The organism is Fictibacillus halophilus, from assembly GCF_016401385.1.
Taxonomy (GTDB): Bacteria; Bacillota; Bacilli; order Bacillales; family Fictibacillaceae; genus Fictibacillus; species Fictibacillus halophilus.
In genome coordinates, this window is the sequence record NZ_JAEACF010000001.1 from 635,650 (window position 1) to 659,021 (window position 23,372).

Here is a 23,372-nt window from a genome sequence, read left to right on the forward strand (position 1 = left end):
TGCTCTTCACTGTGGAGGGCACTCTCTACATGTATTCTTTAACTTTTCCACAACTCCAACAGTGGGCCATCACTTCCAAAGAGAGGATCTCTATCAGGTAATGGAACGAGCATAATATCATCTAATACAGCTGGTCGATCATCAGGTTCACCTTTTTTAAGGTTGTGGTCCATTCCATTCGGGTATGCTCCAGCTACTTTAAAATCAGTGCTGGATCCGATACATTTATGTCCGGTACCGGCAGGGAGCACGATAACATCCCCTTTTGAAACAGTAACAGAAACGCCATCTTCTCCTCCAAGTAGGAGAACCGCCTCACCGCTCATAACACCTAGAACTTCATGAGTATTGCTATGATAATGATGATAATCAAAGACACCATTCTTCCAACCATTACTCCAGCCGTTTTGCTCAAAAACGTCTAATGCATCCTGAGGTTCTTTTAATTTTCCTACGTATAACAAAACGGGCCAGGAAGGATGATTCGGAATCGTCCCATCGTCTGTAAAAAACAAAGTTTTAACATCTTCACTCAGCATTTTCATAACCACTTAACCCCTCCCCTGTTTTCGTATCCATTCCCTTATTTTTATGAAAAGAAACCCTTCTTCTTTCGAGAAATAGTATAGGAGAAAAAAGAAATTACGAGTAATAATGCGAAATTCCTCATTAAATGACGAAAACTTATGTGTGAAAAAAAGTTTTCTTTTATGTGAAAAGAGGTATTAGATAGTTACGGCATGATAAATGTTAGTGAAAGGTGGAAATCAGTATGAAGTACAAAGCGAAGGACTGGCTCCGGTTAACGCCGAATGAGAGATACCTGCTTTTATTCGCTGTTTCCCAACTCCAGAAAAAGCTCAGAGCAGGTTAAAAGAACTAAAAAAATAAATGTAAGGCATTTTCGTTGCCACAACTCCCCCTTGTTTGGTTAAAATAAGAATACAAGATAAACAGGGAGGAACACAGGATGATGACTGACCTCAATACATGGTTTGATAAAGGCATGACGCGCTATGCATATATCCATTCAATGAAAACACACAAGGAAAACTTGCTGACGATATATAATTCATTCGTGCTACCTGAACCTATGAAAGATGCGTTGCAAGGCATCCAAAAAAACCGGTTGAGAGCGATCGTGATTACCGAAGATTGGTGTGGTGATGCGATGTTGAATCTTCCTGTTTTTATGCGCATGGCAGATGAAGCACTTATTGATATCCGCTTTATCTTACGCGACCAGCATCCGGAATTAATGGATCGATACTTAACAGCAAAAGCAAAATCAATTCCTATCATTATCTTTATTGATGAGAAGGGAAAAGAAGTTGTAAAGTGGGGCCCACGTGCTCCGAAATTGCAGCAAATTGTTGAAGAGCGCAAAAAGAAGATACCTTCAAAAGAGGATCCACGTTACGAAAAAGCCTTCAAGCTTTTTGCTGATCGAATCTCTAGTTTGTTTACGACTGACCATGCCCTTTGGGAAGAAGTAAGCCTTGATATTATAAAAAAATTATTAGCTAAACTAAATGTTAACAGCCTGTAAAACGGCTGTTTTTTTGTTTGTGTTAAAATAGAGAAATTGATGAGATCTATAAAAAAGAAGTTCGAGGTGTAAGATGAAAAAGAAAGCGAATGTTATTATTCTAGCTGGATTTTTAGGAAGCGGAAAAACGACATTGCTCAAACAGCTGCTGTCATATGAAAAAGAACAAAAGCATAAAACAGCTGTATTAATGAATGAGATTGGGAAAGTTTCGATCGATTCTGATTCTGTTCCAGAAGATGTTCCGCTTAAAGAGCTTCTCAACGGCTGTATATGCTGTTCTTTATCGGATCAACTTGAAAAACAGCTTTGGGGACTATGTAAAGAGAATGAGCTTGATACGTTAATTATTGAAGCAACAGGTGTCGCTCATCCGATTGATGTACTTGATGCCTGTTTGTCACCTTATCTAATCGACGACTTACAGATAGCAGGTATCATTTCAATCATGGATGCACCTCGATGGCTAGAACGAGAGAGTATGAATGTTCAGGCTAGAATGCTCATGCTTGAGCAGGTTAAGCACGCAGATTATATCGTGTGGAACAAAACAAGCGGTTTGACGGAGAAAGAGAAGATGATGCTTACGAGTGACGCATCAAGGTTGAATGAAGGCACTCCATTTGTGTTAACAGATTTTGCGAAGGTAGAACTGTCTCAACTTTTTTCACTTTCCGTAAAAAAGCGATCAGATCACCAGTCTATTTCCGCAGATAAATTGAATGTCAAAACTTTTATTTATTCGTTTAAAGGACCTGTTAATAAAGAGTTGTTTGAAAACTGGCTGAGAAATGTACCCTCATCGATCTACAGAATCAAAGGGTATATTCAGTTAGAAAATCAAATTTATCTTTTTCAGTACTCTTATGGCTTGCCTACTTACGAAAAAGAATTGATGAAGATGCCGCTAAGACTTGTTTTTATTGGAGAAGACCTTGACCCTGATCAGTTAACAAGAGGGCTGAGTGAAGTTGAAATCGAAAGTTAATAAAGAAAACACTTGTGACATCGGGGTTGCAAGTGTTTTTTTTCTGCTTTTTATAATCCTAATCCAATTAACCTCTTTTTGTTCACTGTAATCTCTCCTTTGTAAAGAAATTCAGTTTATTTTATGCTATTCTTTAATTATCATTATTTTCCAATCCTTAATGAAGGAGGTATCATGATGACAACAAAGTTAATGACTCATGACCACCGAAACATTCATTCTGACATCTATAAAATGAAGCCAGGGCCAGTGGCAGTTCGTGTGATACCAGCTATGAAGTACGTTTCGCAAGAGATGACCACATCCTATCGCATGGATTGGGCAGGTAGGCCAGAACCAATTGATGAGCAATGGATCGTCTGGAAAGTCGTAAATCAGCTGAAATATTTAACGAAAAATAAGTTAAGTTACAAATTTACTTTAATGCCGCATGAGATTCTTTGGCATGAGAAAAATGTCAGTAGGTCAATTACAACTCAAATGATGCAAGTCCCTGATTGTATAACTAAAGAATTATTTGAAGAAGCATGTTTTCACGTTGAAAAGAGATTAGGAAAGAAGTTTCCAACACTACAACTCATTTCTAATGAGTCGCTCACTTGTGTTCAAAAGTTACATAGAGGTCACTATCGAAACTCAATTGAAACCCTGGAAGAGATAATGAATTTCGCCGAAGAAGAGAGCCTTTCGCTAAAAAGTAGTTATAAAGAAATCTATTTAACTCCTGCTATGATGTGTCATAAACCTGAAACATGGAAAACCGTTGTGAGTGTGGAGATTAATAAAAGGAAGCCTGGAGTACGAAATGAATGAAGACAAAATTAAATTTAAATTGGAATTAAAAGAAGATAAGAGATCAACCTATGCATTTCGTATGATATTTACTTTCTTGATCGTTTGTCTTCTGGTCGTTTTTGTTGTAGATATAGATGATCAAAGTGTTGAGACACAAGGAATTGCTAGACAGTGGGGAGAGGCAAAGTTAATAAATAATGAATCAATGCAATATACATTACTCTCCGATTCGGAAAAAATGAAATACGTGGATATTATTTCAGAAACTATTAAAGAAGAACAACCTACATACTCATTTAAAGAGTTAGATCAGTTTGAATATCGTATAAACAGTAAGGAATATATTTACAGACTTCACTACTACAAAATGGAATCCTGTGCAGATTGTCAAAAAGATGTATGGGTTCGTATAAAGAAAGAGGATAAAGGATGGTTTGTAACTCACATTAACTATTCTGAATCCAAAGCAGAACCAAAAATTCGCAATGTGGAAAGAGAGCAAATACCTACCACTGAAAAACAAGAAAAAGAATTGCAAGACAAAAAGTCATTCATTATGAAGTTTCTAAACTAACTAAAAAAATCAATCTGAGGGAGATTACAATGAAATATCGATATCTTGGGATTACATTCGTAATTATTGGAGCACTAATCATGATAATTTCTTTAACGATAGGTTCTGAACATGAGAGGATCATTCGGATAGGTGGGGGTAGTTTATTCTTCATCGGTACTCTTTTGATACCAGATTATATTGTTAATTCTAGGAACCAAACAAAAAATAGATAAGAGCTGCACTCATAAGGAGTGCAGCTCTTTTTCGTTCTCAAGATCTTTAAGAGAGGAAAAAATATAATCAGGTTTAATACCTAAAACATCTAATGGTAGATTTCCTCGATTGACCCATGCGGTCTTAAATCCATATGCTGCTGCACCGGTGATGTCCCAGAAGTTAGAACTCATGAATAAAATTTCTTCCCGGTTTACAGCTAACGTCTCCTGAGCATACTGATAGGCAGCAGGTGCAGGTTTATATTGTTGAACATCCTCAATCGAAAGTAGATCTATTACATCTGTTAGTTCTCTTTTTTTAACTAATGGCTTTAGCATTTTATAAGTTCCATTAGAAAAAATAACTTGCTTAATATTAATTTGTTGAATTTTATGAAGAGTGTCAGGAACTTCTTCATAGACTTGGAGTTCTAGATAAGCATCCATTAAAGAATCAAGTGCTTCTTCGTTGCATTGTAAAGAGAATTTTTTTAAAGTATATAAAAGAGCATTGCGAGTGATTTCGGAAAATGGAATGTATGTTCCAGTTAGCTGGTGAAGCATGAAGTACTCTACTTGTTTTTTTCGCCATTCTTCACTGATCGATTTACCATGTCCTTTAAAATGAAACTGGGCTTTTTCAGTAACGGAATGTACATTAAAAAGTGTTCCGTATGCGTCATAAACAAAAGCTTTAATCGTCAATGAAGCACCTCCTTATAATACAAGGATACCCGAAATCAAAGCAGCTTAACTTTCATAAAAATTTCGTAAAAATTTAGGTGAATTTCCCTTTCATTGAGGGAATAGATAACAATGAGGTGATAAAAATGAAAATGCAATTGTATCTGTTATTTGGTTTTATCTTCGCACTAATCATAGCAACGTTCGCGGTCATAAATGTTGGTGATGTAGAAATCAACTACCTCTTTGGAACTGCCAACTGGCCATTAGTACTCGTCATTTTAGGATCAGCCGTAATCGGTGGCCTATCAGTCGGACTATTTGGTCTGATTAAAGTAATTCAACTGCAGCGACAAGTGAAAAAGCTGCACCAGATTCATAATGAAAAAGAATCTTGGAAAGAAGAACCTGTTGCTGAACATACTTCTGAACCTGTAACTCCAACAGAAGAAGTTCCTCATGAAAAAGAAGAAGAAAACAAGTAGATGCAAAAGAAACCCTGAAAGTAGTCTTGAAAGATTACTCTCAGGGTTTTTTGCATGTTATAAAACTAATACTTGAAAGCGATATCAAAAAGCGTTAAGATAACTACTAATCAGTTCCAAAACGTTTTGGAGGATAACGAATGGCTACAATAAGAGATGTTGCTAAAAAAGCAGGAGTGTCTGTAACAACGGTTTCCAGAGCGTTGAACGGCTACTCTGATGTAAACGAAAAAACAAGAGAAAAAATTAAGGTGATCGCTCAAGAACTTAATTATAGTCCTAGTTTATTAGCTCGAAGTCTTGTAATGAAAAAGACGAAAACCATTGGATTGCTCGTATCCGGACTTCGAATTGAAGGAAGTAAAGACAATTTTACCTTTGAAGTACTCTGCGGCGTGAATGATTGCGCTGGTGAACTTGGATACGAACTTGTATTGATCAGTACAGATTCCAAAAAACAACAAGAAAAAACGTATAACCAGCTGTGCAATGAAAGAAAAGTAGAAGGGGTGATCCTACAAGGCATTAAAACGGATGACCCGTACTTGGATGAGGTACTAAAAAGCGATATTCCTTGTATTCTTATCGATATACCGATTGAAAGTGATTCTGTTGGATATGTTACAACCGACAACAAAGGTGGGGCACAAACAGCGGTAGAGCATCTCGTTGATTTGGGGCATAAAAACATTGCGATGATTAATGGGCATAGTCAAGCTTTTGTCAGCCGGGAACGTTTAGCAGGTTATCAAGGAGGATTGAAGAAAAAAGGAATTTCCTATAATGAAAATTATGTTGTAAACGGTGCTTTTTTAGAAGAATCGGCAGAACTTGAAACAACCAAACTATTAAGAAAACACCCTGAGATTACGGCGTTGTTTTGTGCCAGTGATCTAATGGCGATGGGGGCTATGAGAGCCGCTAAAAAGTTGGGAAAAAAACTTCCAGAAGATTTATCTGTTGTTGGTTATGACAACATTATCCTTTCCTCTTATTCATCGCCATCTCTATCTACAATCGCACAAGACCGCTATAGATTAGGGTTTGAAGCAACGACACTTCTAACGAAACTGCTAGAAGGAAAGGAAGTTGAAAAGAATAAAGTTCTCCAAACGGCTTTCATCAAAAGAGAATCAACAACCGAAAACCACAGATAGTGGTTTTTACTTAGACCAAGACCGAAAACGTTTTGGAAACACCCTTACTTATAAAAATCAGGAGGATTTAGCAAATGAACTACCGTGTAATCAAAGAAAACGACCTATTTTTTTTAACTGATGACAAAGGTAATATTCCGAAAGAGAATGATTATGGACTAGGGCTATATACGAAAGACACCCGGTTTCTAAGCAAGTTCGATATTAAAATAAACGGTAAAGATCCTATACTTCTTTCCTCATCAGCGGATGAGAATTATGAAGCTGAAATCCTGCTAACCAACCCTCACATGGAAGAGGACGGAAAACTCATTCTATGGAGAGAATCTGTTGAGATTGAAAGAAAGCGCTTAATTTATGATGGAGTTTTATATGAAACACTTAAACTGAAAAGCTATTATCCAAAGCCTGTAGATTTTGAAATTAGTGTTCATGTTGATGCTGATTTTACAGACATGTTTATAATTCGCGGTTTTCAATATGGTGAGATTGGAAGAAGAACAGGCGAAAAAGTTACAGAGAACTCGTTCGATTATTTTTACAAGGGTGCAGACGATGTTGAACGTGCGACAAGAGTACAATGGGATCGAGATGCAAAGTCGGTTGATAAAGACGGCTCTATCGCATTTGATTTTCATTTGAATCACGGTGAGGTCGAAACGGTTACGTTTTCTGTAACTCCAGAAATAGACGGGAAATCAGGTACAGTTATAGATCCGGAGAAAGCGCTTCAACTGCTAAAGACTTCATACAAAGAATGGGAAAGAGATACAACAAAAGTTCAAACAGATTATAAGCCTCTTCAAAGACTTGTCGACAGAGGCATTATGGATCTTCGCGTATTGTTAACGGACATTGGACATGGAGCGTTCCCAGTAGCAGGATTACCTTGGTTTGGTGTTCCTTTCGGAAGAGACAGTTTGATCGCAGCGCTTCAGATGCTTGCTTTTAATCCTGAAATAGCAAAAGGTACTTTATTAACCATGGCTTCTCAACAAGGTACGAAAGTAGATCCTTGGCGTGATGAACAACCTGGCAAGATCATGCACGAGATCCGATACGGAGAACTAGCTTCTACAAATCAAGTTCCTTTTACGCCTTATTACGGAACGATTGATGCAACACCTCTGTTTTTGGTTCTTTTATCTGAATACACAAAATGGACAGGTGACTTATCTCTAGTAGAGCAGCTGAAGTCGAATGTAGATGCAGCACTAAATTGGATCGACGAATATGGTGACCAGGATGGTGATGGATTTGTGGAATATCATCAAGAATCGAGTAAAGGAATCGCGAACCAAGGCTGGAAGGATTCTGGAGATTCGATCGTCCATCGAAACGGAGATTATGCTGAAACACCAATAGCGCTATCTGAGGTTCAAGGTTATGTCTATCAAGCCAAAATCGGTATAGCGGCTATTTTTGAAGTGCAAGGAAAAGTGGAAGAAGCAAACAGACTTCGTCATGATGCAGAAAAGCTAAAGAAATTGTACGACGAGAAATTCTGGATGGAAGATCAAGAGTTTCACGCGATCGCGTTAGATAAGGATAAAAAACAGGTAGGGACATTAACGACCAATCCGGGGCATGTTCTTTTTGCAGAGATGTTGGACGGTCCTAAAGCAAGTAAGGTGATAGAAAAACTTGTTTCGCCTAGCTTTTTCTCCGGTTATGGTATTCGAACGATGGCAGAAGGAGAAGCGGGTTACAACCCGATGAGCTATCACGATGGAAGCATATGGCCGCACGACAACAGTATGATCCTGCTTGGTATGAGTAAGGTCAATCATCAGAGTGATGCAAACACTGTGATTTCAGGATTGATTACTGCTGCTAGTCACTTTGAATATGACAGGCTGCCAGAGCTTTTCTGTGGATATGGTTCTAAAAAAGGTAAAGCAGTAAATTACCCGGTCGCATGTTCACCACAAGCTTGGGCTGCTGGAACACCATTAGTATTCATCCAAACGATTCTTGGATTATTTCCTGATAGTTTAAACAAAGTCATTCACCTGTCTCCTCAACTGTTGGAGGAGATGAATGAGCTTAAAGTAGATAAGATTAAGGTCGGAGAAGGACATCTTTCCGTTCACGTTCGACGTGAGGCTGAAGAAACAACAGTAGAGATTAAAGAGAATACAACAGGATATGAAGTAATCCAAAAATAGAGTGGTTCGTTCACCTTATGTAGAGAAGGGAGTTTTAGAAGATGAGACATACAAAGTGGCTGTCTGCAATAGGTGTACCTTCGCTGCTTTTAGCAACGGTGTTATCTGGCTGTGGAAATGACAATGGAAAAGAAGAAACTCAATCAGGGAAAACAGAGATTGTTCTGAGTGGTTGGGGTGGAAATCCGACTGAGAAGAAATTGTTAAACGAAGTTCTATCAGATTTTGAAAAAGAACATCCCCACATTGATGTGAAACTGAATACAATTAGTGATCAATACATGGATGTTTTGAAAACACGATTGATCGGTGGAACCGCAGCAGATGTATTCTATCTTGATGCTTTTGAAGCTCCTGCTCTCATTGAGACAGGCGCTGTTGAACCGCTAAATAAGTATGTGACAAAAGAGTTTGACCTTGCAGATTTTGAAAAACCGATGCTTGATGCTTTTAAAGAAGGTGAGAAGCTTTACGGTCTGCCAAAGGATTACTCAACACTCGCTCTTTTTTATAACAAGAAAATGTTTAAAGAAGCTGGAATAAAAGAACCTCCAAAGACATGGGAAGAGATGGAGGTCATCGCAAAAAAACTGACCGATCAAAAGAAACAAGTATACGGACTTGGAATGCTTCCACAGATTGAACGGATGTATTATATGGCAGAATCTCAGGATGGACAGGTCATCACAGATGGTCGAGCCACTTTTGCTGACAATAAAGTTGTGGATGCTATCCAGCCAATTGTTGATATGCATGTGAAAGATAAGACTGCAGCAACGCCTTCAGAAGTTGGCGCCGGGCAATCAGCTGGTGAGATGTTCGGTCGCGGCAATGCGGCTATGGTTATGGAAGGAAACTGGAACATACCATTTTTAGAAGATACGTTCCCAGAGCTTGATTATGGAACAGCTGAGTTACCGACAGTAAACGGTAAAAAAGGAACGATGTCTTTTGCAGTCGGATACGCGATGAATGCAGAATCAGAGCATAAGAAAGAGTCATGGGAACTGATTGAATATCTTACGGGCAAAGAAGGTATGAAGAAGTGGACGAGCAAAGGCTTTGCTCTTCCAACAAGAAAGTCTGTAGCTACTGAACTAGGTTTTGATCAAGATGAACTTCGCGGACCTCTTGTGAGCGGCGCAGAATATGCAACGGTATGGCAGGATGGTCCAACACTGCCAATCGTAATGAACAATTTTAATAACCAATTCCTGAGTGCGTATTTAGGTGATCGACCTTTAAAAGAAGCATTAAACGATGCAGAAAAACAGGCGAACAGAGAGATAAAAGTAACAGAATAATGACTTATGAATCGAGGTGAACCAAGTGAGGATGTTATCTAAAAAAGATCGAAGAGAAGCGGGGCAAGGCTATCTATTTCTTTTGCCAGCGCTACTCGTATTAGGAGTATTTGTGATCGCACCAATTCTATATGCTGTGTTCCTTTCCTTTCATAAGGTAGAACTGATCGGTGGTGCGACCTATGAGTTTAGAGGGCTCGATAACTTTATGAAAGTAACATTTGATGATCGAGCTATTATTGCACTCAAGAACACGGCGATCTATGTTGCGATCGTAGTGCCAACTCAGACATTTCTTGCTCTCGTATTAGCAGCATCATTAAATGCAGGGCTTAAAGGACAAAAGTTCTTTCGCATCGTATACTTCTTACCAACGTTAACTTCATCCGCTGTCTTAACACTTATTTTTATGTGGATGTATAACCAAAACGGATTGATTAACTATGTACTAAAGTTCTTAAATCTGCCAACGTATAACTGGATTGGTGATCCAGACGTTGCTCTTATCGCCATCATGATCATGAATATCTGGGCAACAGCACCGTTTTTCATGGTTATCTATCTAGCAGCTCTTCAAGATATTCCAGACAGTCATTATGAAGCAGCTGAACTCGACGGAGCAGGTCCGATTCAAAAGTTTTGGCATATTACGGTTCCAAACTTACGACCTGTAACATCTTTTGTGGTGATTATGGGTCTGATTGGTACATTCCAGCTTTTCGATCAATCTTATATTTTCTCTGGAGGCTCGGGCGGACCGAACAACTCCACTCTAACGGTCGTTCTCTTAATCTATCAATATGCATTTAAGACACTTGGAACGATGGGTTACGCTACAGCGATCGCTTTCATGCTTGCCATCATCATTTTAGTGGCAACACTTTTACAGCGCAAATTTTCAAAAGAAGAATCACTATATTAAGGAGGAGATACCATGAAAAAACGTACGGCTGGAAGAAAAGCTTTGTATGTCATCCTTGTCGTTTACGCGATCATCACCGTCATTCCGTTTTTATGGGCACTGTCTTCTTCCTTTAAAACACTTGGTGAGATCGTAAGTGTGTCGATTAATTTTATTCCAAAAGACTTTACACTTGATAACTATAAGCAGATCTTTACGAGAGAGCCCCTATTCGGAAGATGGTTGTTTAATAGTTTGTTTATTGCAACTGTCGGAACTCTATTAAACTTATTGTTCAACTCCATGGCTGGATATGCACTGGCAAGATTAAGCTTCCCAGGGAAGAAGAGTATTTTCTTAATGATATTGGCTGTATTGATGATTCCTTTCCAAGTAACGCTCATTCCAAACTTCTTAATATTAAAAGAACTTGGCTGGCTCAACTCTTATCAAGGGATGATCATACCAGGTGCGGTGAACGCGACATTCATTTTTATGATGAGACAGTTCTTTATCAATTTTCCGAAAGAAGTGGAAGAAGCAGCTGCGATCGACGGGCTTGGACGGTTCGGTACATTTTTTCGTATCGTTTTACCTCTCGCAAAACCGGCACTTGCAGCTCAGACAATCTTCGTATTCATGGCGTTCTGGAACGATTTCATGAGACCTCTCATCATTTTGTCCGATCAAGACATGTTCACTCTGCCGCTAGGACTGAACTCGTTCAAAGGACAGTTTATCTCATTTTGGAACTATATCATGGCCGCATCGATGGTCTTTACGTTACCGATAATCGTCCTGTACGCGTTCTTCAACCGATATTTTGTAAAAGGAATCAAATTTACGGGGGATAAATAATCCATCTTATTCTCTCAAAGTGTATAAACGGAATAAACCATTCTAGCTTATAGAATGGTTTATTCATTTTAAATATGTTAACCAAAAAAAATTTTAAGTTGACGTAATTGTGAACCTTCGCTATTCTAAATCGTATATAGAACTTATTCTTGGAGGTTTATGAAGATGACAGCACAAAGAAATGGTTTGAAAACAATTGATATTACGTTAGTTGGCATGTTTGTAGCTCTTATGGCGATAGGAGCAAACATTACGACCATGTTTCCGTTCATGGTGGTTGGAGGCGTGCCCATTACGTTGCAGACCTTTTTCTGTATTCTAGCAGGAGCCTTGTTAGGAAGTAGATTAGGTGCTATTGCGATGAGTGTATACGTACTCGTCGGATTAATAGGAGCACCTGTCTTCGCGCAATTTAAAGGTGGCTTTGCAACAGTTATTAGCCCGACCTTCGGATTTTTATTATCGTACATTTTGGTAGCATATCTGACAGGTCTAATCATTGAAAAAAATGGTGGAAAAGCTTCTTACATTGTAGCAACCCTTGTAGGAACAGCGGTTAATTACATTGTAGGTACAAACTTGATGTTCATGGCTTATAAAATGTGGGCAGATGCACCAGAAGGTTTCACATACTCAATGGCATGGGCGTGGATGATGGTTCCACTACCTAAAGATATCATTCTAGCGATTTGTGCCGGTATGTTAGCTCCGAGAATTAATTTTGCACGTAAAAAGGCGATGTCTCAACGAACAAAACATGCGTCATAAAGGAGTGCAGTTAAGATGATATGGAATGCTCTTGCTGAAAAAGTATTAAGTGGAGAAGAGATTTCAAATGAAGAGGCACTTGGTATCTTGAATTGTCCAGATGAAGATCTGCTATTGCTGCTGCACGGGGCTTATCAAATCAGAAAGCATTTCTATGGAAATCTTGTAAAACTCAATATGATTATGAATACCAAGTCAGGTGCATGTCCAGAAAACTGTGGGTATTGCTCACAATCTATTGTTTCAACTGCACCCATTGAGACTTATCGAATGATGGATAGTGATGAGATGGTAAAAGGAGCTGAAGCAGCGTATAACTTGAACGTTGGAACGTATTGTATCGTTGCGAGCGGTCGTGGACCTACAAACCGAGATGTCGATAAAGTTGTTGAAGCTGTCAAGAGAATCAAAGATACATATGGTTTAAAAGTATGTGCGTGCCTCGGCATCTTAAAACCAGAACAAGCAGAGCGGTTAAAAGAAGCGGGTGTCGATCGGTACAATCATAATCTCAACACTTCTGCTCGAAATCATAAAAATATTACAACGTCTCACTCATACGATGATCGAGTGAATACGGTAAATATCATTAAGGAAAGTGGAATTTCTCCTTGCTCAGGAGTTATCGTTGGCATGCGAGAGACAAAACAAGATGTTATTGATATGGCAAGAAGCCTTAACGTACTTGACGCCGATTCTATTCCAGTCAATTTCTTGCATGCCATTGATGGCACACCGCTTGAAGGAACAGATGAGCTCGATCCTCGTTACTGTTTGAAGGTACTTGCATTATTTCGTTATATCAATCCTACTAAGGAGATTCGTATATCAGGTGGGCGCGAGGTGAACTTAAGAAGTCTACAGCCACTCGGTTTATACGCAGCGAACTCCATTTTCGTAGGAGACTACCTTACGACGAGAGGGCAAGAGTCAACTGCAGACCATAAGATGCTAGAAGATATGGGCTTTGAAATTGATCGTACTCCTGTTATGGCACCATAGTTTTTTGTTAAAGATTGAAAAGCCACTCGAAGCTTTGTACAATAGGGAGTATTCTATTGTACATAGTGGGAGTGGTTTTTTTTGGAAAAATGGCAAAGATGGATGGAGAAAGTAAACTGGGCAGAGCTCATGCTATCGGCTGGTCTATGGGCGGCTAAGTTTTTATTAATCATCGTCATGTTCTTGGTTATCCGTTCTATCGGTAGAAGGGTGATCAACCGAATGTTTGATAAAGCGGCAACACATAGAAAGATGTCATCAGGAAGAATTATTACGCTACAAAAGCTTGTGGTCAACCTATTTTCATACGTTTTAATCTTTGTTTTTGCTGGTATCTTGTTTAAACAATTTGGACTTGAAATTGGTACACTTATTGCTGGTGCAGGGGTAGTCGGATTAGCCATAGGTTTTGGAGCGCAGGGACTCGTAAGTGATGTTGTAACGGGATTCTTCATCCTGCTAGAAAAACAGATGGAAGTTGGAGACTATGTAACGATTGGCGGTGTAGATGGAATTGTAGAAGAAGTGGGTTTAAGAACAACTCACATACGCGCGTTTGATGGCACACTTAATTATATGCCGAACCGTGAGATCAGTACGATTGCGAACCATACACGTGGTAATATGCGTGCGCTCGTTGATATTGGGATCGCATATGAAGAAAATATAGATAAGGCTCTCGTAGTACTTCAAGATGCTTGTGATAAGGTTAAAGAAAATAACCCGAGTATTATGGAAGGGCCGAACGTGTTAGGTGTTCATATGCTAGGATCTTCCGACGTTGTTATTCGTATTATTTCTAAGACGATAAACGGAGAACAATGGGCGGTAGAAAGAGAATTGCGTAAAGCACTAAAAGAAGCTTTAGACGCAAACGGCATCGAGATTCCATATCCTCATCAAGTAAACGTAGAAAAAGGAGCATAAGAAAAGCCGGGAAAGTGCTTCCCGGCTTTTTCTTTAATTCTTTTCAATATTTTGTTTTGATAAATAATCGCTTACACTCTTCAGTTTTGTTTTATGTGCCATAATGTAAAGAATATCGTGAGCGTGAATCTCTGTTCTCCCTGTTGGTGTGATCAATTCATCGCCTCGAATCATTGCACTTACAGTAGATTCATTTGGTAAGGAAATTTCCTCAAGTGTCTGTCCGATGATTTTTGCATGTTCGGGTACAAAAAATTCTACGATTTCTGCGTTGGCTTTCCCCATCGAAACAAGTTCCAATACATGTGGAGAAGTAGGTTTTTCTTTTTCCGTTAACTTTAATTTCTGAGCTACCCAAGGAATAGTTGATCCTTGTATGAGAGCGGATGTAAGAACAACGAAGAAAACAAGATTAAAGAGCAACTGGCTGTTCTCTACTCCCTCGATGAGTGGGAACGTAGCAAGAACAATAGGAACAGCTCCACGAAGACCAGACCACGAGATGAATAATTTTTCGTTTAATGAGAAAGCAGAAGTAGGCATACTTAGGAAGACACCTATTGGACGTGCGATGACAATAAGTACGAAAGAGATTATTAGCCCTTTTAGCATAATATCAACATGAAACAGCTCACTCGGAAAAACAAGTAAACCTAAGATCGCAAACATTAAAATCTGCATCATCCAAGCGAAACCTTCGTTAAATCGTACGATTGAGTTTCTGTATGTAAGGTGACTGTTCCCCATAAACACAGCTGCAACATATACAGCAAGCAGTCCACTTGCTCCAGCAAGCATCGTAATCCCATATGTCAGGATAGCAAAAGAAAGAGCAAATACGGGATACAGTCCACTTGATTCAAGTCGTATACGGTTAATGGCATAAACGGCAAACTTACCAAAGAAATAGCCAAAAACAGCTCCCATCCCCATCTGCCAAAAGAATGATAGAACAAGTCCTGTAATGGAAGTTGAGTCTTTTGTGAGCAACTCAATAAATGTGATTGTTAAAAATACAGCCATCGGATCATTGGAACCAGATTCTGCTTCAAGAGTTGAAGAAAGTTTTTCTTTAACATTTTTTCCGGCTAAAACAGAGAATACTGCAGCAGCATCTGTGGATCCAACGATCGAACCGAACAAAAATGCTTCTAGCCAATTAACATCTAATAACAACTTAACGGATACAGCAACAACGGCTGTTGTTAGAAATACACCAAACGTTGCGAGTGATAGTGAAGTGGCTAAGATGGGTCTTACGCTATTCCATTTTGTCTGAAGTCCACCTTCAAATAAAATAATAATAAGAGCAATTACTCCGACCAGCTGACTTAAGTGCGGGTCATCAAAATAAATAAAATTAAGGCCATCACTTCCTACAAGCATTCCAATTCCAATAAAAAGAACAAGAGCAGGTACACCAAAGCGAGAAGAGAACTTCGTAGTAACTACTCCTAGCAAGAGTAGAATCGCGAGTAATAAGATAAAATAATCTACGTTTAATCCACCTTCAAACATAACAACTCTCCTTTATCTATTCGTTATGACGAGATTGTTTAACTACACAATTTTTAAGCAAATCTTTTTACAGTATCGACGACAATTATTGTCTTGAAACAATTGACATTTTAACCAAAAGCGGGTAATCTTGACGGAAGATAGTGGTTGTAAAATTACATCACCTTCGTCATTTTTTTACATAAACTATTATGGGAAGTTTTTTCTCCATCATTTCAGGGTAAGTAAAATGTTGAAGAGATTTACAGGAGGGATTGAACGTGTCAGCGGACCATCTAAAAAGAGAAAACTTAATTGCTGATCTATTGTTACATAATATCTATAAGACAGCAGATGGACGTCATTTATACGAGCTTTCTTTGCAGGATCTTGAACAACAATTAAAGGATTTACTTTCCCCGCCTGCACAAGAAAAAGCAACTTAAATTAGGTTGAGTGATAAATGGTATAACTTTAAACTGGCTCTTCGCCAGTTTTTATTTTGCAAGTTTCAGTCATTTTTAAACTAACACAAAAGAAAGAAGACTTCACACTGGAAGTCTTCTTTCTTTTGACTTAATTATCTTTAGAAACATCTTCATCCCAAGCTTCTGTGTTTTTGAGTCCAATACTAGATGGACGGAAAATGGGATCTTTTCCTTCTTTCTTTTGTTTCAAGTAGTCACCAAGTGCATCAAAGGCAATTTTTCCAAGAAGTGAAATAGCGATTAAGTTGATGATTGCCATAAGCCCCATGAACAAATCTGCTAAACTCCATACAAAATCTAATGATGCAACAGCTCCGTAGCCTACCATTGCAACAACAGTTGCTCGATAAAGAAGTAGCCATACTTTGTTCGTGCTGATAAATTCTATGTTCGATTCTCCGTAATAATAATTTCCAACTACAGAACTAAAACAGAACAACAATACGATAATCGCAAGGAATGGACCAGCCCAAGAACCTAGAGCCGTGTTGAGTGCTTCTTGAGTTAGAACGATTCCATCTGATTCGTTAGAAGTATATTTACCCGATAACAGGATAATGAATGCTGTTGAAGAACAAATTAACAATGTGTCAACAAATACACCCAATGATTGTATTAGACCTTGTTTAACGGGGTGACTTACATCTGCAGTAGCTGCAGCGTTAGGAGCACTCCCCATACCAGCTTCGTTGGAGAACAGGCCTCGTTTGATGCCGTTCATCATCGCTGCACCTAGTGCTCCGCCGGCAACTTCTTCGATACCAAAAGCACTTTTAAAAATCATGCTAAACACAGCGGGAAGCTCTGTGACATTTGTAATGACAATATATAATGCAGCTAGAATATATAATCCAGCCATGATAGGAACGATAATTTCAGAAACTCTAGCTATACGCTTAATTCCACCAAATATAATAAAAGCTGTTACTACTGCTAAACCAATACTAATATAGATAGGATCAATATTAAACGAAGCTCCAAAAGCATTGGCAATAGTATTCGATTGAACCGAATTAAAAGCTAGTCCGAATGTAATCGAAATCAATACGGCAAAGATAATACCCATCCATCGAGCGTTCAACGCTTTTTCCATGTAATAGGCTGGTCCACCACGAAAAGCATCTCCATCACGTACTTTATAGATTTGAGCTAACGTACTCTCTACAAAAGCAGATGCTGAACCAATCAATGCAATCAGCCACATCCAAAAAACGGCGCCGGGTCCACCTGCTGTAATAGCGAGGGCTACCCCAGCTAAGTTACCAGTTCCTACACGTGATGCAGTACTGATACAGAACGCTTGAAACGAAGAGACACCTTTCTTGTCATCTCGCGCCCCTTCGCCTAAAAGACGAATCATCTCCCCGATCATACGAAACTGAACAAATTTTGTTCTGACCGTAAAGTAAAGTCCTAGCCCAATTAACATGATTATTAGGATATAAGACCATAAATATGTGTTAATACTTCCTATGATATTGTTAATCCAATCCATACATACACCTCATTTAATCTTTTGTCTATCTCAGCTGCACACCAATTTTTAATGTAACAAAAGCTAACATTTTAATCAATTATAATTTTTTCCATGTGCATTTCTGGATGATTCCCCGAGGAGAATATTTCTTTATTAAAGAAGTTACACACGGTCAATATGATAAAAATTTAAGCTGCGTTCCATTCTCACCAAACATCCGGTTCTGAATATACTAGATAAAATTGATTGTAATAATCGGAATTAAAGTAGGTGTTGAGGGTGGATGGCGGAACCCCTTTATTTATACAAAAGTTTTTTCAATCACCAAAACAAGTGGGGAGCCTTTTTCCAAGCTCTCTTAGCTTAGCTAAGAAGATGACAACTCCTCTTTGCTGGGATCATATTGACATCGCTGCTGAATTAGGAGCAGGTACTGGTGTAATTACAAAAGAAATCGTACGCAATCTAAAGCCAGATTCAGAACTTTATATATTTGAAAAAGATGAAGAGATGAGAAAAAAACTTAGATTCCATTTTTCTAGAAACACTGTCTGTGAAGATGCTCGTCATATCTTAACCAGTATCGGAAAAGAGGAAGGGACATTAGATGCGATTTTCTCAGGACTTCCGTTTGCAAATTTCACTCGTGAGTTGCAAACAGAAATCGTTGAGGAAATTTATCGGTCTCTTAGACCAGGAGGAGTATTAGTAGCATTTCAATATTCTACTCAGATGAAAAGAACGTTTAAAGAGATCTTCCGTACCGTTGAAATTGCATTTGTACCGAAAAATTTCCCTCCAGCATTCGTATATACTTGTGAAAAATAAAAAAACCATAAAAGTGAATCGTTCCAATAAGAACGAATCACTTTTATGGTTTTAACGATAAGAATGATCCATGTGGTCAGAGATCAAATGCTTATGAACCATTGCTTCCATACATGTAATCAAGATGGCAATAAGAAACGATCCCCACAATGAAATACTTACACCAGGTAAGACAAGCCCTAGTAGATAGACAAGTACAAAACTTGTAGCAAAATCAATCGTCAGCTGTTTGCTGTAAGAAATGCGAGGGACCATAATATATTCCAGCAATACACCAAGAGGAGCTAAAATGACCGTGATCCAAATATACGGTTGAAGAAACTCGAAATCTACACTTTTAAATATAAAGTTGGCTAATATAAGTGCGAGTGGAATACCTAAAATCTTTATCATCAAACTCTGCATGTTCATTTTCTCCTTGTACTAAGTGTATTTGATAGGTGATTTAATTCCTTGTTAATTATTTCTTTCTAAATTTCCTAGATGAACTTTAATTGTAATCTTTATCAGAATAAACGTTGCGGAGGTGTTTTATACCTCGTTTAAAAACTTCTGAGTGAAATGTCATAAAGAAGGGAGATAGTGGGTATTACTTCTGTAAGAAAGTAATTAACAAGGAGGCTATGAGAGATGGAGTATTCACTATATAAAAAGGACGGAAAGTTCCCATGTGACGTAACAGTTGATTATGACAATATGGTTTTTACAGTGCGGGATAGTGATACAACAGGTGAAGTGTTCAACAGTGCGAGTGAAGTTGCTCAGTGGATTAAACAGCATTGGTCCGTTGAACAGTTTCAAAGGCCAGATGATTATTACGATTTAATGAAGCATCTTGAGAATTCATTAGATGATGAGACAAAATAAATACAGTCGATTAGACCAAGTAGATGCTTGGTCTTTTCTTATGTCTCTATATGGAAAATAATGTATAATAATTGAAAAGCTAAGTGGGAGATACACGTTATGAAAACTAGTGATTTCGAAAAATTGATGACACAACTCTTTGGAAAATGGTTGAAGGAATTTGAAGACGAGGGTGAATATGGGTTTACCCATAAAGGGAAGAAAGAGATTAATGTAATCGCTTATGCGACAAACTTAACGCCAGAGACTGTAGAGAAGGCGCATAGTAGAGGAGCAGACATGTTGATCACACATCATGATGCTTGGGATTTTGTGTATGGAATGAAAGAGGGTTGTGTAGATGAATTAAAGAAACACAATATTACACATTACTTTACTCATTATCCGCTTGATTTTGTAGAGTTTGGAACGAGTACAGCTTTGTTTGAGCGGATTGAGATCGATGAGATTACCACTTTATCCACATTTAAGGATAATGAAGAGATTCCAGGTATCGGCATCTTTCATACACCTCGTTCTTTTACTGAATTAAAAGAACAACTTGAACATGTGATGGGAGAAACGGTACAAGCATGGAAAAATCATGATCGTCCTATAAAAAAAGTAGGCATCCTTACTGGGGCAGGAAATCATACAGCCATTATTCAATATGCTCAGAAACAAAACTGCGATGCATATATTACTGGAGAACGAACACTATATTCTGTCCAATATGCAAAGTTTGCGGGCATTAATTTATATGTTGGAAGTCACACATTTACAGAAATCTTTGGGGTAGAGAACTTGGTGCTTCGAATTCAGGAATTCTACCCAGAGGTAAAAGTGGTTAACATCGAAGAAGATCATATTGAATCAGGTAAGTTTTAAAGCCTTCTTATTTAAGGAGGTTTTTTTCTTTGTAAAAAAGTAAAGATTAATAAAGGCTGAAAGTTGAGCATATCTTTTTAATGTTACATAACCCTTTGTTATAATGGTATTAAGTAACATCATATAAGGTGGATATTCAGATGGAATATGTTGAAGCTTTAAGAGATATTAAAGAGATCAATGCGATTAAACGTTATTTAAAGAAAAACTCCGTTCGTGATTATGTTCTATTTGTTCTAGGAATCAACACGGGTTTAAAAATCACTGAATTACTTTGCATGCAAGTAAAAGATCTACTATCGGAAGATTTAGTGGTTCATGATTTTTACTCTGTCCCTAACAAAGACGGGAATAAAGAAGTTTTCTTAAATGAAACAGTTAAGAAAATCATTACTCAGTATGTGGAATGTGCAGAACTCAAGCGAGAGGATTTTTTATTTTTATCTAAAAAAACAAAGTTGCCGATCACTCGACAGCAAGCATATCGAGTGATTCATCAAGCTGCAGAGCATGCAGGGATCAAAGGAAAAATTGGCACGAACTCGCTCAGAAAAACCTTTGGCTATCATGCCTATAAAAGGGGAGTAGCAATATCTCTATTACAAAGGCATTTCAATCATTCAAGTCCTTCTGAAACACTTAAATATCTTGGGATCTCTAGGGAAGACCCCATTAAAACGCAAATTGACGTAAGATTATAAGGGAAAGCGTGGAGGTACACTTATGACAGAAGAAGCAATTACAAATACGCAAGCCATGGAACAGATTAAGAAACAACACCGAAAGCTAACGAAAGGAAAACTTGCTACAAGAGCGATACTCATAACTTTCGGAGCCATACTTATGGCAGTTGGACTAGAAATATTCTTAGTACCGAACAATGTTATTGATGGTGGTATAGCTGGTATTTCAATCATGCTATCTCACATAACAGGATTAAGTTTAGGACTCTTTCTATTCGCATTAAACTTACCATTTATTTTCGTTGGTTATAAGCAGATCGGAAAAACATTTGCTTTCTCAACATTATACGGAATCATCGTTCTTTCAATCGCAACAACATTATTGCACCCTGTTCCACCATTTACAGACGATTTACTATTAGCGACTGTTTTTGGAGGTATCTTTATCGGAGTCGGGATTGGAATGGTCATTCGAAGTGGTGGTTCATTAGATGGTACAGAAATCTTAGCTATACTCTCCAATAACAAACTGCCTTTTTCTGTTGGTGAAATTATTATGTTCTTTAATATCTTTATTCTCGGAGCAGCAGGTTTTGTTTTCACTTGGGATAGAGCTATGTATTCATTAATCGCTTACTTTATTGCATTCAAGACGATTGACTTAACGATTACAGGTCTTGAGGAATCAAAATCCGCTTGGATCATTAGTGATAATCATAAAGAAATCGGAGACGCCATTCTTCATCGCTTAGGACGTGGAGTTACATATCTAAAAGGTGAAGGCGCGTATACGGGTGACGAAAAAGGTGTTGTATTCTGTGTGATCACTCGTTTAGAAGAGGCGAAGCTCAAAGATATTGTTGATGAGTTTGATACGAGTGCATTTCTAGCCATTGCTGATATTGCTGAAGTAAAAGGCGGAAGATTTAAGAAAAAAGGAATTCACTAAAGTAGAGGAGAGGTTTTTATGTTTCGCAAGTTGAAAATTGCTTTTTCTGCAGTCGTCTTATTACTTGCGGTCTATAGCATAACTACAGGAAATCTTGATATTACTCCTTTTACTTCTCTAGGACTAGCTTTATTATTACTTGTTATGGGATTTGAAGAACGGCAAAAAAAGAAAAAGTGGATCAGCTATCTCTGCTTTTTTGCATTCGCTGTAAACCTTTATGTTTCCGTACAATCCTTTATCATTTAAGTTCAAACGCCTCGTTTCTTTCGAGGCGTTTTTTTGTTTTCATCATCTGGTAATGCATGTATGTTCAAGCAGCCATGTCATTCCTTCTTTTAAGGTTGCAGCTACATAATCTGGTTGAATAACAGAAGTGAAATGATTTTGATCCCACGAAATTTTGCCAGAACCGGTTTGAACTAATATTGCTTTGCATCCAGCAGTTTTGGCAGCAAGTATATCTGTCCATCGGTCACCAAACACAACACACTTTGTTAGGTCAAGATTATGTTCAATGGCAGCTTTCTTTAACATGCCGATGGCAGGTTTTCTGCAATCGCAGCCTTCTGTATGGTCGTGCGGACAAAGATAAACATCATCGAATCCAAACGCATTTAATTCACTGATAAAGTCTGCTTCGCATGCATCACCTCGACTGATCCCAGGCTGATTCGTAAATGAGAAAACCGACATATCATTGGACTTAAATGTGTGAATTACTTCTTGGGTATAAGGAAAAAGTTCAAAATCCCCTGGATATTCAATCGTATCTGAACCGCCGATCGTTCCGTCTCGATCTAAAAAAATGGCTTGGTATGTATGATTCATCATAGCAACTCCTAATCAAATTTGATTGTTGCATTCGGACATCGCTCACTCAGTTTTTGTAAAAATTCATCCCTGTTTTTCGGGGAAATAAGAGCCATTCCAAACTGATACGTAATATTGATTCGTTTTAAAGAGAGAGCGGGGCTAGATATGGGATTCAGAGTCTTATGTGCAGATGAAATTTCACGATAGGGTATTCTTTTGTTGATCGGACCACTTCTAATGATTAGTTCTTTTTCTTCTAAAACGTAGTAGGTTGTAAACCAAAGCCAGCTGATAAAAGCAATCAAGGCAAGATTAATGATAACGGTAATTAATATTCCTAAGAGATCTGCCTTTTCTGTTAGTAAGGCATATGTACTGATGTAAGCACCACAACCAACGGCGCCCCAGAGAATCAATCCAAGCCACCAATCTTTTTTTGATGGGTATTTCATTTTATAACAACTCCTTTTAAAAGAAACATGGACATAGTTTATAGGTTAAGGATGAAAGAATAACCTAACAATCTAATGCCAAGGGACAAAT

Annotated in this window: 28 protein-coding genes; 21 read left to right on the plus strand and 7 right to left on the minus strand. The window is 38.2% G+C overall.

Features of this window, described 5'->3' with window-relative positions:
• Positions 1 to 38: 38 nt before the first annotated feature.
• Entirely contained in the window at positions 39 to 545 is a 507-nt protein-coding gene (locus I5J82_RS03390) for a cupin domain-containing protein (protein WP_313957528.1), read from the minus strand.
• 425 nt (positions 546 to 970) lie between these two features.
• Between I5J82_RS03390 and I5J82_RS03395 the strand changes: the two genes are divergently transcribed.
• The 5 genes from I5J82_RS03395 to I5J82_RS03415 all read left to right on the plus strand — a co-directional run bounded on the left by I5J82_RS03395 (position 971) and on the right by I5J82_RS03415 (position 4,121).
• On the plus strand, positions 971 to 1,549 hold the full coding sequence (locus I5J82_RS03395; RefSeq protein ID WP_231607455.1) for a thioredoxin family protein: 579 nt from the start codon (positions 971 to 973) through the stop codon (positions 1,547 to 1,549).
• Between the two features lie 73 nt (positions 1,550 to 1,622).
• A complete protein-coding gene (locus I5J82_RS03400) occupies positions 1,623 to 2,537 on the plus strand; it encodes a CobW family GTP-binding protein (RefSeq protein WP_198766664.1) in 915 nt (304 codons plus the stop codon).
• A gap of 177 nt (positions 2,538 to 2,714) precedes the next feature.
• A complete protein-coding gene (locus I5J82_RS03405) occupies positions 2,715 to 3,350 on the plus strand; it encodes a hypothetical protein (RefSeq protein ID WP_198766665.1) in 636 nt (211 codons plus the stop codon).
• The gene (locus I5J82_RS03410; RefSeq protein ID WP_198766666.1) at positions 3,343 to 3,906 is read left to right on the plus strand and encodes a hypothetical protein; all 564 of its coding nucleotides are present in this window, start codon (positions 3,343 to 3,345) and stop codon (positions 3,904 to 3,906) included. The genes I5J82_RS03405 and I5J82_RS03410 overlap by 8 nt, the downstream gene beginning before the upstream one ends.
• A 29-nt stretch (positions 3,907 to 3,935) precedes the next feature.
• Positions 3,936 to 4,121, plus strand: coding sequence for a hypothetical protein (locus tag I5J82_RS03415; protein WP_198766667.1), 186 nt, complete (start codon positions 3,936 to 3,938; stop codon positions 4,119 to 4,121).
• Between the two features lie 9 nt (positions 4,122 to 4,130).
• Here the strand turns inward: I5J82_RS03415 and I5J82_RS03420 are convergent, their stop codons facing one another.
• On the minus strand, positions 4,131 to 4,808 hold the full coding sequence (locus I5J82_RS03420) for a haloacid dehalogenase type II (protein WP_198766668.1): 678 nt from the start codon (positions 4,806 to 4,808) through the stop codon (positions 4,131 to 4,133).
• Between the two features lie 125 nt (positions 4,809 to 4,933).
• Between I5J82_RS03420 and I5J82_RS03425 the strand changes: the two genes are divergently transcribed.
• From I5J82_RS03425 to I5J82_RS03465, 9 genes are all read left to right on the plus strand, one after another.
• Positions 4,934 to 5,272, plus strand: coding sequence for a LapA family protein (locus I5J82_RS03425; RefSeq protein ID WP_198766669.1), 339 nt, complete (start codon positions 4,934 to 4,936; stop codon positions 5,270 to 5,272).
• Positions 5,273 to 5,412: 140 nt separating this feature from the next.
• Positions 5,413 to 6,429 carry a LacI family DNA-binding transcriptional regulator gene (locus I5J82_RS03430; protein WP_198766670.1) on the plus strand — a complete coding sequence of 339 codons (1,017 nt, stop codon included), beginning with the start codon at positions 5,413 to 5,415 and terminating at the stop codon, positions 6,427 to 6,429.
• Between the two features lie 74 nt (positions 6,430 to 6,503).
• Positions 6,504 to 8,597: an amylo-alpha-1,6-glucosidase gene (locus I5J82_RS03435; protein WP_198766671.1), complete on the plus strand. Its 2,094-nt coding sequence runs from the start codon at positions 6,504 to 6,506 to the stop codon at positions 8,595 to 8,597.
• 41 nt (positions 8,598 to 8,638) lie between these two features.
• The gene (locus I5J82_RS03440) at positions 8,639 to 9,901 is read left to right on the plus strand and encodes an ABC transporter substrate-binding protein (RefSeq protein ID WP_198766672.1); all 1,263 of its coding nucleotides are present in this window, start codon (positions 8,639 to 8,641) and stop codon (positions 9,899 to 9,901) included.
• Between the two features lie 31 nt (positions 9,902 to 9,932).
• Positions 9,933 to 10,823: a carbohydrate ABC transporter permease gene (locus I5J82_RS03445; protein WP_144703621.1), complete on the plus strand. Its 891-nt coding sequence runs from the start codon at positions 9,933 to 9,935 to the stop codon at positions 10,821 to 10,823.
• 12 nt (positions 10,824 to 10,835) lie between these two features.
• A complete protein-coding gene (locus tag I5J82_RS03450) occupies positions 10,836 to 11,660 on the plus strand; it encodes a carbohydrate ABC transporter permease (protein ID WP_198766673.1) in 825 nt (274 codons plus the stop codon).
• A 165-nt stretch (positions 11,661 to 11,825) separates the two neighbouring features.
• Positions 11,826 to 12,428: a biotin transporter BioY gene (locus I5J82_RS03455; protein WP_198766674.1), complete on the plus strand. Its 603-nt coding sequence runs from the start codon at positions 11,826 to 11,828 to the stop codon at positions 12,426 to 12,428.
• 15 nt (positions 12,429 to 12,443) lie between these two features.
• Complete coding sequence (gene bioB / locus I5J82_RS03460) at positions 12,444 to 13,430, plus strand: biotin synthase BioB (protein WP_198766675.1); 987 nt, start codon at positions 12,444 to 12,446, stop codon at positions 13,428 to 13,430.
• 102 nt (positions 13,431 to 13,532) lie between these two features.
• Positions 13,533 to 14,357: a mechanosensitive ion channel family protein gene (locus I5J82_RS03465; protein WP_198768897.1), complete on the plus strand. Its 825-nt coding sequence runs from the start codon at positions 13,533 to 13,535 to the stop codon at positions 14,355 to 14,357.
• Between the two features lie 33 nt (positions 14,358 to 14,390).
• On the opposite strand, the gene I5J82_RS03470 is transcribed toward I5J82_RS03465, so the two are convergent.
• Positions 14,391 to 15,875: a potassium/proton antiporter gene (locus I5J82_RS03470; RefSeq protein ID WP_198766676.1), complete on the minus strand. Its 1,485-nt coding sequence runs from the start codon at positions 15,873 to 15,875 to the stop codon at positions 14,391 to 14,393.
• Positions 15,876 to 16,135: 260 nt separating this feature from the next.
• Between I5J82_RS03470 and I5J82_RS03475 the strand changes: the two genes are divergently transcribed.
• The gene (locus tag I5J82_RS03475; RefSeq protein ID WP_332873624.1) at positions 16,136 to 16,300 is read left to right on the plus strand and encodes a Fur-regulated basic protein FbpA; all 165 of its coding nucleotides are present in this window, start codon (positions 16,136 to 16,138) and stop codon (positions 16,298 to 16,300) included.
• Between the two features lie 130 nt (positions 16,301 to 16,430).
• Here the strand turns inward: I5J82_RS03475 and I5J82_RS03480 are convergent, their stop codons facing one another.
• Positions 16,431 to 17,837: an alanine/glycine:cation symporter family protein gene (locus I5J82_RS03480; protein ID WP_198766678.1), complete on the minus strand. Its 1,407-nt coding sequence runs from the start codon at positions 17,835 to 17,837 to the stop codon at positions 16,431 to 16,433.
• Between the two features lie 261 nt (positions 17,838 to 18,098).
• Here I5J82_RS03480 and I5J82_RS03485 point away from each other — a divergent pair, with 261 nt between their 5' ends.
• A complete protein-coding gene (locus I5J82_RS03485) occupies positions 18,099 to 18,647 on the plus strand; it encodes a class I SAM-dependent methyltransferase (protein ID WP_198766679.1) in 549 nt (182 codons plus the stop codon).
• A gap of 51 nt (positions 18,648 to 18,698) precedes the next feature.
• Here the strand turns inward: I5J82_RS03485 and I5J82_RS03490 are convergent, their stop codons facing one another.
• Positions 18,699 to 19,052 carry a DUF2512 family protein gene (locus I5J82_RS03490; protein WP_198766680.1) on the minus strand — a complete coding sequence of 118 codons (354 nt, stop codon included), beginning with the start codon at positions 19,050 to 19,052 and terminating at the stop codon, positions 18,699 to 18,701.
• Between the two features lie 225 nt (positions 19,053 to 19,277).
• On the opposite strand from I5J82_RS03490, the gene I5J82_RS03495 reads away from it, so the two are divergent.
• The 5 genes from I5J82_RS03495 (at position 19,278) to I5J82_RS03515 (ending at position 22,262) form a co-directional block, all read left to right on the plus strand.
• Positions 19,278 to 19,514 (plus strand): glycine--tRNA ligase, encoded by a 237-nt coding sequence (locus I5J82_RS03495; RefSeq protein WP_198766681.1) that lies wholly within the window; start codon positions 19,278 to 19,280, stop codon positions 19,512 to 19,514.
• A 99-nt stretch (positions 19,515 to 19,613) separates the two neighbouring features.
• Complete coding sequence (locus I5J82_RS03500) at positions 19,614 to 20,381, plus strand: Nif3-like dinuclear metal center hexameric protein (protein ID WP_198766682.1); 768 nt, start codon at positions 19,614 to 19,616, stop codon at positions 20,379 to 20,381.
• A gap of 140 nt (positions 20,382 to 20,521) precedes the next feature.
• Positions 20,522 to 21,082 (plus strand): tyrosine-type recombinase/integrase, encoded by a 561-nt coding sequence (locus I5J82_RS03505; RefSeq protein ID WP_198766683.1) that lies wholly within the window; start codon positions 20,522 to 20,524, stop codon positions 21,080 to 21,082.
• Between the two features lie 22 nt (positions 21,083 to 21,104).
• Positions 21,105 to 22,013 carry a YitT family protein gene (locus I5J82_RS03510; protein WP_408610377.1) on the plus strand — a complete coding sequence of 303 codons (909 nt, stop codon included), beginning with the start codon at positions 21,105 to 21,107 and terminating at the stop codon, positions 22,011 to 22,013.
• Between the two features lie 18 nt (positions 22,014 to 22,031).
• Positions 22,032 to 22,262, plus strand: coding sequence for a DUF3953 domain-containing protein (locus tag I5J82_RS03515; protein WP_198766684.1), 231 nt, complete (start codon positions 22,032 to 22,034; stop codon positions 22,260 to 22,262).
• Positions 22,263 to 22,304: 42 nt separating this feature from the next.
• Here the strand turns inward: I5J82_RS03515 and I5J82_RS03520 are convergent, their stop codons facing one another.
• Together I5J82_RS03520 and I5J82_RS03525 are read right to left on the minus strand one after the other, a co-directional pair.
• Positions 22,305 to 22,847, minus strand: coding sequence for an HAD-IIIA family hydrolase (locus I5J82_RS03520; RefSeq protein WP_198766685.1), 543 nt, complete (start codon positions 22,845 to 22,847; stop codon positions 22,305 to 22,307).
• Positions 22,848 to 22,855: 8 nt separating this feature from the next.
• Positions 22,856 to 23,281: a PH domain-containing protein gene (locus I5J82_RS03525; RefSeq protein ID WP_198766686.1), complete on the minus strand. Its 426-nt coding sequence runs from the start codon at positions 23,279 to 23,281 to the stop codon at positions 22,856 to 22,858.
• Positions 23,282 to 23,372 lie beyond the last annotated feature (91 nt).

Excerpts from the sequence above, each read along its gene's own strand:
- I5J82_RS03480 (WP_198766678.1), bottom strand. The coding sequence starts at position 17,837 with ATGGATTGGATTAACAATATCATAGGAAGTATTAACACATATTTATGG.
- I5J82_RS03500 (WP_198766682.1), top strand. The coding sequence starts at position 19,614 with ATGAAAACTAGTGATTTCGAAAAATTGATGACACAACTCTTTGGAAAA.
- I5J82_RS03440 (WP_198766672.1), top strand. The coding sequence starts at position 8,639 with ATGAGACATACAAAGTGGCTGTCTGCAATAGGTGTACCTTCGCTGCTT.
- I5J82_RS03470 (WP_198766676.1), bottom strand. The coding sequence starts at position 15,875 with ATGTTTGAAGGTGGATTAAACGTAGATTATTTTATCTTATTACTCGCG.
- bioB (WP_198766675.1), top strand. The coding sequence starts at position 12,444 with ATGATATGGAATGCTCTTGCTGAAAAAGTATTAAGTGGAGAAGAGATT.
- I5J82_RS03395 (WP_231607455.1), top strand. The coding sequence starts at position 971 with ATGATGACTGACCTCAATACATGGTTTGATAAAGGCATGACGCGCTAT.
- I5J82_RS03415 (WP_198766667.1), top strand. The coding sequence starts at position 3,936 with ATGAAATATCGATATCTTGGGATTACATTCGTAATTATTGGAGCACTA.
- I5J82_RS03425 (WP_198766669.1), top strand. The coding sequence starts at position 4,934 with ATGAAAATGCAATTGTATCTGTTATTTGGTTTTATCTTCGCACTAATC.
- I5J82_RS03510 (WP_408610377.1), top strand. The coding sequence starts at position 21,105 with ATGACAGAAGAAGCAATTACAAATACGCAAGCCATGGAACAGATTAAG.
- I5J82_RS03410 (WP_198766666.1), top strand. The coding sequence starts at position 3,343 with ATGAATGAAGACAAAATTAAATTTAAATTGGAATTAAAAGAAGATAAG.
- I5J82_RS03505 (WP_198766683.1), top strand. The coding sequence starts at position 20,522 with ATGGAATATGTTGAAGCTTTAAGAGATATTAAAGAGATCAATGCGATT.
- I5J82_RS03455 (WP_198766674.1), top strand. The coding sequence starts at position 11,826 with ATGACAGCACAAAGAAATGGTTTGAAAACAATTGATATTACGTTAGTT.
- I5J82_RS03405 (WP_198766665.1), top strand. The coding sequence starts at position 2,715 with ATGACAACAAAGTTAATGACTCATGACCACCGAAACATTCATTCTGAC.
- I5J82_RS03525 (WP_198766686.1), bottom strand. The coding sequence starts at position 23,281 with ATGAAATACCCATCAAAAAAAGATTGGTGGCTTGGATTGATTCTCTGG.
- I5J82_RS03435 (WP_198766671.1), top strand. The coding sequence starts at position 6,504 with ATGAACTACCGTGTAATCAAAGAAAACGACCTATTTTTTTTAACTGAT.
- I5J82_RS03515 (WP_198766684.1), top strand. The coding sequence starts at position 22,032 with ATGTTTCGCAAGTTGAAAATTGCTTTTTCTGCAGTCGTCTTATTACTT.
- I5J82_RS03495 (WP_198766681.1), top strand. The coding sequence starts at position 19,278 with ATGGAGTATTCACTATATAAAAAGGACGGAAAGTTCCCATGTGACGTA.
- I5J82_RS03450 (WP_198766673.1), top strand. The coding sequence starts at position 10,836 with ATGAAAAAACGTACGGCTGGAAGAAAAGCTTTGTATGTCATCCTTGTC.
- I5J82_RS03520 (WP_198766685.1), bottom strand. The coding sequence starts at position 22,847 with ATGATGAATCATACATACCAAGCCATTTTTTTAGATCGAGACGGAACG.
- I5J82_RS03430 (WP_198766670.1), top strand. The coding sequence starts at position 5,413 with ATGGCTACAATAAGAGATGTTGCTAAAAAAGCAGGAGTGTCTGTAACA.
- I5J82_RS03400 (WP_198766664.1), top strand. The coding sequence starts at position 1,623 with ATGAAAAAGAAAGCGAATGTTATTATTCTAGCTGGATTTTTAGGAAGC.
- I5J82_RS03445 (WP_144703621.1), top strand. The coding sequence starts at position 9,933 with ATGTTATCTAAAAAAGATCGAAGAGAAGCGGGGCAAGGCTATCTATTT.
- I5J82_RS03390 (WP_313957528.1), bottom strand. The coding sequence starts at position 545 with ATGAAAATGCTGAGTGAAGATGTTAAAACTTTGTTTTTTACAGACGAT.
- I5J82_RS03490 (WP_198766680.1), bottom strand. The coding sequence starts at position 19,052 with ATGCAGAGTTTGATGATAAAGATTTTAGGTATTCCACTCGCACTTATA.
- I5J82_RS03465 (WP_198768897.1), top strand. The coding sequence starts at position 13,533 with ATGGAGAAAGTAAACTGGGCAGAGCTCATGCTATCGGCTGGTCTATGG.